The following is a 6,818-nucleotide window of genomic DNA, read 5'->3' on the forward strand; positions in this document are numbered from 1 at the left end:
ACCGGCCTCCTGCTCGCGCAGGATCCCGATGATCTGCTCTTCCGTAAACCGTGATCTCTTCATTCTGTCCGTCCTCTCGAGGGGCGGACTCTAGCTATTCCTGGAGGAGTTTCAGGGGGTCACGTCAGTGACAGAAGAATTGAACGGTACATGCGCGAAGGGTTGTTTTTGGAGCCTGTGTGTTTTGGGCGGGCGAGTTTTTTCTCGAAGAAGGGCCAAAACGCTCGACCTGCGCACAGCTAGCCGGAGCTGTTCTGCTGACGCCCGTGGGTGACCAGACGCAGGAGAGATTCAAGCGGGGCGCGGCCGAGGTATGACGCGGCGAGGCCGGTCATCAGCATGGCAACGAAGGCGACCAGAATGGAAAGGCCGAAAAGCGCCTGATGCCCGAACTGCCCGAACAGCCCCAGGCCATAGCCACCGAACAGGAATCCAGCGAGGACGCCCTGCAGGACATAGCTGGTTAGGGAGTTTCGACCCGCCAGCACTAGCAGCGGCGGCAATCGCATCCGCTCCGACAGAGAAAGAATGGCGCTGAGATAGACGGCTGCCATCATCGGCGCGCCCAGCGACAAGGCGCACAGGCCAGACAGCGCCAGGGAGCCGTCGTCCGACCATAGCCATCCCCCATCGGTCGCAGCATAGAAGGCGTTGAGTGTGATCGCGACGACGAACAGCCAAGGTGTCGCCTTCCCGAGCCGATAGCGGGCTTGGCCGCCCGATGCGAAAAAGTCGGCCTTTGCAGCGGCGAGACCCGCAACGAACGCGGCGAAGGCGAGCGGACCCTGGAAAAACAGCAGGAAACCGAGTGTGGAAGGCCAATCCGCCAGCCGCGCCCGTGATGAATCGAGAAAACTTCCCCCCAGCCCCGATCCGGCCGACCGGGGCAACACTTCAGGCCATGCCAAGGCAAGCAGCATCATGCCTACCGTAGCGATCGGGACCAAGCATAGCGCGACTCGCCACAGCGTGCGCGACTCCAGTCTACGCAACGGCCAGAGCAGGAGGCCGAGGATTGCGTAGATCAGCAGGATGTCGCCGCTGAAGACAAGGATAGCATGCAGGCAGCCGAGGATAGCCAGACCTATGAGCCTGCGGCCATAGCGTCGCGGGAAATCGGCTCCTGCACGAGCGGCAGATCGCTCTTGGATCTCGAAGCCCCAGCCGAAAATAAAGGAGAACAGTAGAAAGAATTTCGCCTGACACAGGGCGTTCACGGCGAACATCACAATCTGGTCGAAGGCTCCGGCGGGGACCGCTGGAGCCGTCGCAAGGCCCATGAAGGGAATGTTGACGACGCAGATGCCTATAAGCGCAGCCAGCCGTACAACATCGACAGAGTGGTTGCGGCCTGAAGTCATCCCGCTATTCCTTGACGGTTGAGCGCCTGCTCAATATCGTATTGAGCAGGCGCTCAACCGTCAAGGAGGTCGTCGTGGCTAGTGGTAGGGCAAACGGGGAGGTGGGGCGGGATCTTATCCTGCGCGCGGCCGTGGACGTATTGATGACGAGCGGCTTGCGGGCCGCAACGACTCGTGCGGTGACCGAGCGCGCGGGCGTCGGAACGGGACTGTTGAACCATTATTTTCGCTGGCAGGAGCTCAGGGCTGCTGCTTGGAGGGCGATCTTCGACCAAGTGGCAGCTGCTCAGTTTGCGCCGGACGTTGAGCCGCGTGCCGCTCTCGAAAGCTATTTCGCGACCGCCTTTGAACCGGACGCGCGCCAGTTTTGGCAACTCTGGATTGAGGCGTCCGATCTTTCGACCATCGATCTAGCGATGGCAGAGGCCCTCCGCGACATCCAGGCACGTCTCCATGGAGGACTGGTCGCGACCCTTCGATCTGGCTCCGACGCTGGCCTTTGGCGGCTTGCCGACGTCGACGCGACGGCGCTTCGGCTCGGCGCTCTTTACGATGGCCTGGCGGCCCTGCTGATTTCGAAGGCGCAAAGCCTGAATGCCCATGAAGCAGAGCGGCACCTCCGTGCTGCCTTCGATCTGGAATGTGGTCGCATTGTTGCGGAATAACGCCAAGCAGCAGGCAAACTAATGTGCCAGTCGACGGGAGTAGGAAGGCCGTTCTTTTGATCAGGCCACCGCTGATACTCCCGACACCTCATGGATTCAGTATAGAATTTTCGAACATAGAAAGAGAAAGATGATAATCGATTGGTTCAAGATCAGATATGACATCGCAAGCGTCGATACATTGAGAATTTTCTACCGACGTGTCTGCGGTCGTCAAGGTCAAAATCTGTCGCCGCGCTATGCCCGATCTCGCGCTTGATCTTCGCCATCTAAAGTATGCAATACTTGTCGCCGAACAAGGCAGCTTTCGGCGTGCCGCGTCTATTCTCAATCTTTCACAATCCACCATAAGCCGCCGAATTCAACTACTCGAGCGGAGGCTCGGCGTGCCGTTGTTCGAACGCAACCACGCTGGAGCGCGCACGACACCGGCCGGCGAGCGCTTCATGCGCGATGCTGCGATAGGCGCAGAACACCTTCATCAAGCCGTTCTTGACATGGCAAGAACGCAACGGGGTGAAGTCGGCGATCTGCGAATTGGTCTAACGGCGTCTTTGGCGAGTGGCTTCCTATCCGATCTGCTCGGAACTTACCGTCATCGATTCCCTGGTGTGAATGTCCAGATCCAAGAGACATCATCACAAGCTAACGTCGCTGGGGTAATCAACTGCCGACTTGATGCAGCATTCATCACGGGGAGTGCACAATTACCTGGGTGCGAAGCCAAGTACCTCTGGCACGAACGGATATTTGTTGCCCTACCCCAAGAACATCGATGTGCGAGCGGGAGTGTGTGCGCTTGGGACGACGTGCGAGACGATGTATTCTTGGTCAGCGTAGACGCTGCTGGGCCGGAGATCAAAGACTATCTCGTGCGACAACTATCCGGACTCGGGTTTCAACCAAAAATCTCCGTCCAGCGGGTGGGTCGAGAGAACCTACTCAACATGGTTGCAAAGGGATTCGGCCTCACGTTGACCACTTGCTCCACCCTGGGAGCGACCTACCCAGGCGTGGTGTTTCTTCCTATCGGGCCTGCGGTTGAGACAGTCGGTTCCAGCGTCGTATGGTCGGCGACCAATCGAAATCCGGCGTTAAAGAGATTATTGGAGATTAGCACGGAGCTAGCGGAACGGCATCGGCGCGGCCGATCTCGATGAAACAGTAATAATCGCGACGGAGATAGATCTACTGGAGCCGGCCGAGCTAGGGTTGGTTGTCAACCGGAGCTGCCCGTCTGGTCCCGGAAAACCCGCGGTCGGTAGCGATAAAGCGCTCAAGCGAGGGCACTATTAGTTTCACCGGATCGGTGATCGCTTGGCCTTGCTCGCGGCCAAGAGCCTCGGCGTAGGCGGCAAGGTCTCGATGAAGAGCCGCTGGAAGCTCCACCGTCACCTTGATACGCTTTTCATCGACGATCGGACCGAGTTTCAGCTTTGCCACTATTATCCTCCATACGGCTCGAGGACGAGGTCACGGACTACAATCACCCTTACCGGTAAACCCGGCCGGATCGTCAGTGTCGGTGCAATATTGAGCTGGCGCCGGACGATCTGTTGGCCCGCATCATTGATCGTGTCCTGACCGCCGTTGCGGATTGCGCTGATCAGGCGGTCATCGTCATTGGTGGCGAGTTCTGCGGCGACGTTGAGCAGGGTCGAAAGACCGGCCGCTTTGGCGAGATCCCACCAGTGATAATCGACTCCATCCTGCAGGCCGGCATAGCCCTCTGCGTCGGTGCCCGGCTGGCGCTCGAGAACGATCGACCGGCCGTTCGGGAAGATCAGCCGGTTCCAGACGAGCAGCACGCGGCTCTGCCCGAACTGGACGTTATTGTCGTACTGACCGATGACGCGTGTGCCCTGGGGTACAAGGAGGATGCGACCCGTCGGGCTGTCGTAGATATTTTCCGTCACCTGGGCGGTGATCTGGCCAGGGAGATCGGAGCGAATTCCAGTTATCAGCGCAGCGGAAATCACGGCACCCGCTTGCAAGATGTTTGGTGACGCCGGCGCGGCGATGCGATCGGGCGCGACGGTGCGCCGATCGGCGGCGGCATTGATGAAGGCGTTCTGCCTGTCCTGCGCCGTGGGCGTCGCGGGCGGAGGCGCCAGCCCAAGGCTAGTGAGATCGGGCATCGGTTGCGCGCCAGGCGTTGCCTGGGACGGCATCGCGGCGGCCGTCCGGGTTTCGGTGCTCGCAAACAGCCGGGCCGTGCGTGACGCCTCCAGTTCCTGAATGCGGCGCTGCTCTTCTGGGCTGAGACCGGGATTCGGGGTGGCCATGCCGGGTGTCGGCACGGGCTGCCCGCGATTCTGAGCGCCAACGATCGGGCGGCCCAGGTCGCCGGGGAGCGGCGGGCCGAGTTGGGGCACGCCGCTATAATCGCGCGGCAGGCCGGCAATCCCGTCCGCGGTCGTGCGGTTCTCGGTCGAGTAGAAGTCCTCATTCGGCTTGCCCGCGTCGCGGGTCTGAAGCGCATAGATGAGCGCGCCGCCGAGGCCGACGCTGGCGACCAGGCCGAGACCCGCCAGCACTTTTCGCGACAGGCGGGTAACGCGCGGTGCCTCCGCGCGCAGCCGCATCGGCGCAGGCCCGAGGGGCTCGCCGGTCAGCGGCCGAGTCTCCTCGTCCGGCCCTTCCTCTTTCCGGGGCTCGGTCTCGCTCACGACGCGGGCCTTCCATCGGTACGGACGATCCGGACGCGCTTCTGGCGATCGCCGAAGCCGTACCGCAACTCGGCGGCGGCGAAGAGCCGATCGACGATCATGTGATGCCCGCGCACCCGGTAGTTGACCAGCTCCGATGTGGTGCCCTCGGGCCCGACGACAAACAGCGGCGGCATCTCGCCCTGACCGATCGCGCGCGGGAATTCGATGAAGACCTGGCGGCCATCGTCGAAGGCGCGCAGCGGCCGCCATGGTGTGCGATCGCCGTCGATCGCGTAGCGGAAGTTGACGTTGGCAAGATCGACGCCGGATGCGACCGGCTGCGCAGCTTCGGCCTGTTGGTTCTGGCGACGCAGCGCGATGAGCTGGTCTTGGGGATACTGCCAGGAGACCGAGGCCATATAGGTCCGCTCGGTCGAGCGTAGCTCCATATGGTAGGTGCGCAGGTTGGTGTTGATGACGAGATTGGTCATCAGGTCCGGCCGGGTGGGTTTGACGAGGATGTGGACCTGCAGGGTGGGCCCGGCACCGCTCTGTGTGTCACCAATGATCCAGCGTACCGTGTCGCCGGCCGCGACCGGCCCGGAGCCGACGAGCTGCTCACCCGGTTGCAACGCGATGTCGGTGATCTGCCCGACGGCGGTATAGACCTGATAGAGCGCGCCGCCGGTATAGGGATAGACCTGCATGGCGTTGATGAAGCCGTCGCGCACCGGTTGGATGCGCGCAGCGGCGTTGGCCTGGTTGACGCGCGCCGTCGGATCGGTCGGCTCCGGCGTCGCTCGGGACGGCTCGACGCGCTGCAACTGTCCAGGCAGCGGAAGCGGCCGCGGGATCTCGACCACGGTGACGGGCGCCGGCGGATCGACGGTCTGCACGGCCGGAGCGGCAGCGTCGTAGGAAATTTCCGGCGGCGGAGTGCTGGTGGCGCAGCCGGCGAGCGCGGTTGTCGCCAGCAGGACCATGGGGAATGCGGCTCTGCGGAAAGCCGAGACTACGGATGTGTGTGAAGCCGGGTTTCCGGCTTTACGGAAAGACGGCTTCATTGACCAAGCTCCCGTGACCAGTTGATGGCGTTGACGTAGATGCCGAGCGGGTTCGCCCTGAGCCGGTCGGCGTTGCGTGGAATCTGGACGACGATCGTCAGGATCGCGGTCCAGCGGGTGGTCTCGGCAAGCTGGCCGTTCTCATAGCGGCGCTCGACCCAGGCGACGCGGAAGCTGTCGGGCGATGCTCGAATGACGCTGGAGACATCCACGGCGACCTGCTGGCGGCCAACCTTGGTGAACGGGTCGTTGGAGCGGGCAAAATCGTTGAGCGCCATAGCGCCGCGATCGGTCGTGAAGTCGTAGGCGCGCAGCCAGTTCTGCCGCACGATGATGGCGTCGGCCGGGATCGAGCGGACCTGCTCGATGAAGCGCGCCAGGTGAAACGCGATCTGCGGATCGGTCGCACGATAGTCGGCGACGGCGGGCGCCACGGCTTGCGCCTGACCCAGACGGTCGACCTGCACCACCCAGGGTACGATCGTGCCACGCGCCGACTGCCAAACCAGCGCGGCGGCGAAGCCGGCCGAGAGGATCAGCGAGCCGAACGCCATCGTCCGCCAGTTCTTTGCCTGGACGCGCGACGCGCCGATCCGCTCGTCCCAGACCTGTGCGGCGCGCTGATAGGGCGTCTCGGGTTCGGGGGCTTTGCCATAATGGGTGGAAGGTCGTTTGAACATCAGCGGTCGCTTTCGGAAAGATTGACGGAGGAGCCACCGCCATGGGCGTCGCCGGAGCGCACGGCATGGGCGGTGGCCTGGACGGCATGGGTCATGCGTTGGGAGCGGCGCATGCGCTGTGCCCATGCGGGCGGTCCGCCCGCGGCTGCCGGCGCGGCCGCGCCGCCACCGTCGCCGGCTGCGTCGCCACCGACCGATCCCATTGTCGAGGAGCCACCAGTGGCTTCGAACGCGGCCTTGCCACCCGCGTTGAAGCTCGAGCGCATGCTATCGGAGGCGCGTGAGGCGGCACGCCGCAGCGGCGAGACCGCTGCGCTGCCGCCGGCCCGGGCGACGCCGCCAAGGCCGGACGCAACGCCCGCAGCGCCAGATTGCCCGGCGGAGCCAAGGCTATAGG

General features: G+C 63.1%; 7 protein-coding genes and 1 pseudogene. 2 read left to right on the plus strand and 6 right to left on the minus strand.

What is annotated here, in order from left to right; genetic code table 11:
* Positions 1-239: 239 nt before the first annotated feature.
* Complete coding sequence (locus tag KYX69_RS22645; protein WP_300501626.1) at positions 240-1,361, minus strand: DUF418 domain-containing protein; 1,122 nt, start codon at positions 1,359-1,361, stop codon at positions 240-242.
* Positions 1,362-1,462: 101 nt separating this feature from the next.
* Here KYX69_RS22645 and KYX69_RS22650 point away from each other — a divergent pair, with 101 nt between their 5' ends.
* Positions 1,463-2,026 (plus strand): TetR family transcriptional regulator C-terminal domain-containing protein, encoded by a 564-nt coding sequence (locus tag KYX69_RS22650; RefSeq protein ID WP_300501632.1) that lies wholly within the window; start codon positions 1,463-1,465, stop codon positions 2,024-2,026.
* A gap of 200 nt (positions 2,027-2,226) precedes the next feature.
* On the plus strand, positions 2,227-3,186 hold the full coding sequence (locus KYX69_RS22655) for a LysR family transcriptional regulator (RefSeq protein ID WP_300501627.1): 960 nt from the start codon (positions 2,227-2,229) through the stop codon (positions 3,184-3,186).
* Between the two features lie 46 nt (positions 3,187-3,232).
* Here KYX69_RS22655 and KYX69_RS22660 read toward each other — a convergent pair whose 3' ends face one another.
* From KYX69_RS22660 to KYX69_RS22680, 5 genes and pseudogenes are all read right to left on the minus strand, one after another.
* Positions 3,233-3,469, minus strand: coding sequence for a DUF2274 domain-containing protein (locus tag KYX69_RS22660; RefSeq protein WP_300501628.1), 237 nt, complete (start codon positions 3,467-3,469; stop codon positions 3,233-3,235).
* Between the two features lie 2 nt (positions 3,470-3,471).
* Positions 3,472-4,695: a TrbI/VirB10 family protein gene (locus KYX69_RS22665; RefSeq protein WP_300501629.1), complete on the minus strand. Its 1,224-nt coding sequence runs from the start codon at positions 4,693-4,695 to the stop codon at positions 3,472-3,474.
* Positions 4,692-5,741 carry a P-type conjugative transfer protein TrbG gene (gene trbG, locus KYX69_RS22670; RefSeq protein ID WP_300501630.1) on the minus strand — a complete coding sequence of 350 codons (1,050 nt, stop codon included), beginning with the start codon at positions 5,739-5,741 and terminating at the stop codon, positions 4,692-4,694. The genes KYX69_RS22665 and trbG overlap by 4 nt, the downstream gene beginning before the upstream one ends.
* Complete coding sequence (gene trbF, locus KYX69_RS22675) at positions 5,738-6,421, minus strand: conjugal transfer protein TrbF (protein ID WP_300501631.1); 684 nt, start codon at positions 6,419-6,421, stop codon at positions 5,738-5,740. Before trbF ends, trbG begins: the two co-directional genes overlap by 4 nt.
* Positions 6,421-6,818 (minus strand): annotated as a pseudogene (locus KYX69_RS22680) (P-type conjugative transfer protein TrbL); the annotation flags it as partial. The pseudogene KYX69_RS22680 and the gene trbF, both read right to left, overlap by 1 nt.

The sequence above is a fragment of the Sphingomonas sp. genome, assembly GCF_030145815.1.
Taxonomy (GTDB): Bacteria; Pseudomonadota; Alphaproteobacteria; order Sphingomonadales; family Sphingomonadaceae; genus Sphingomonas.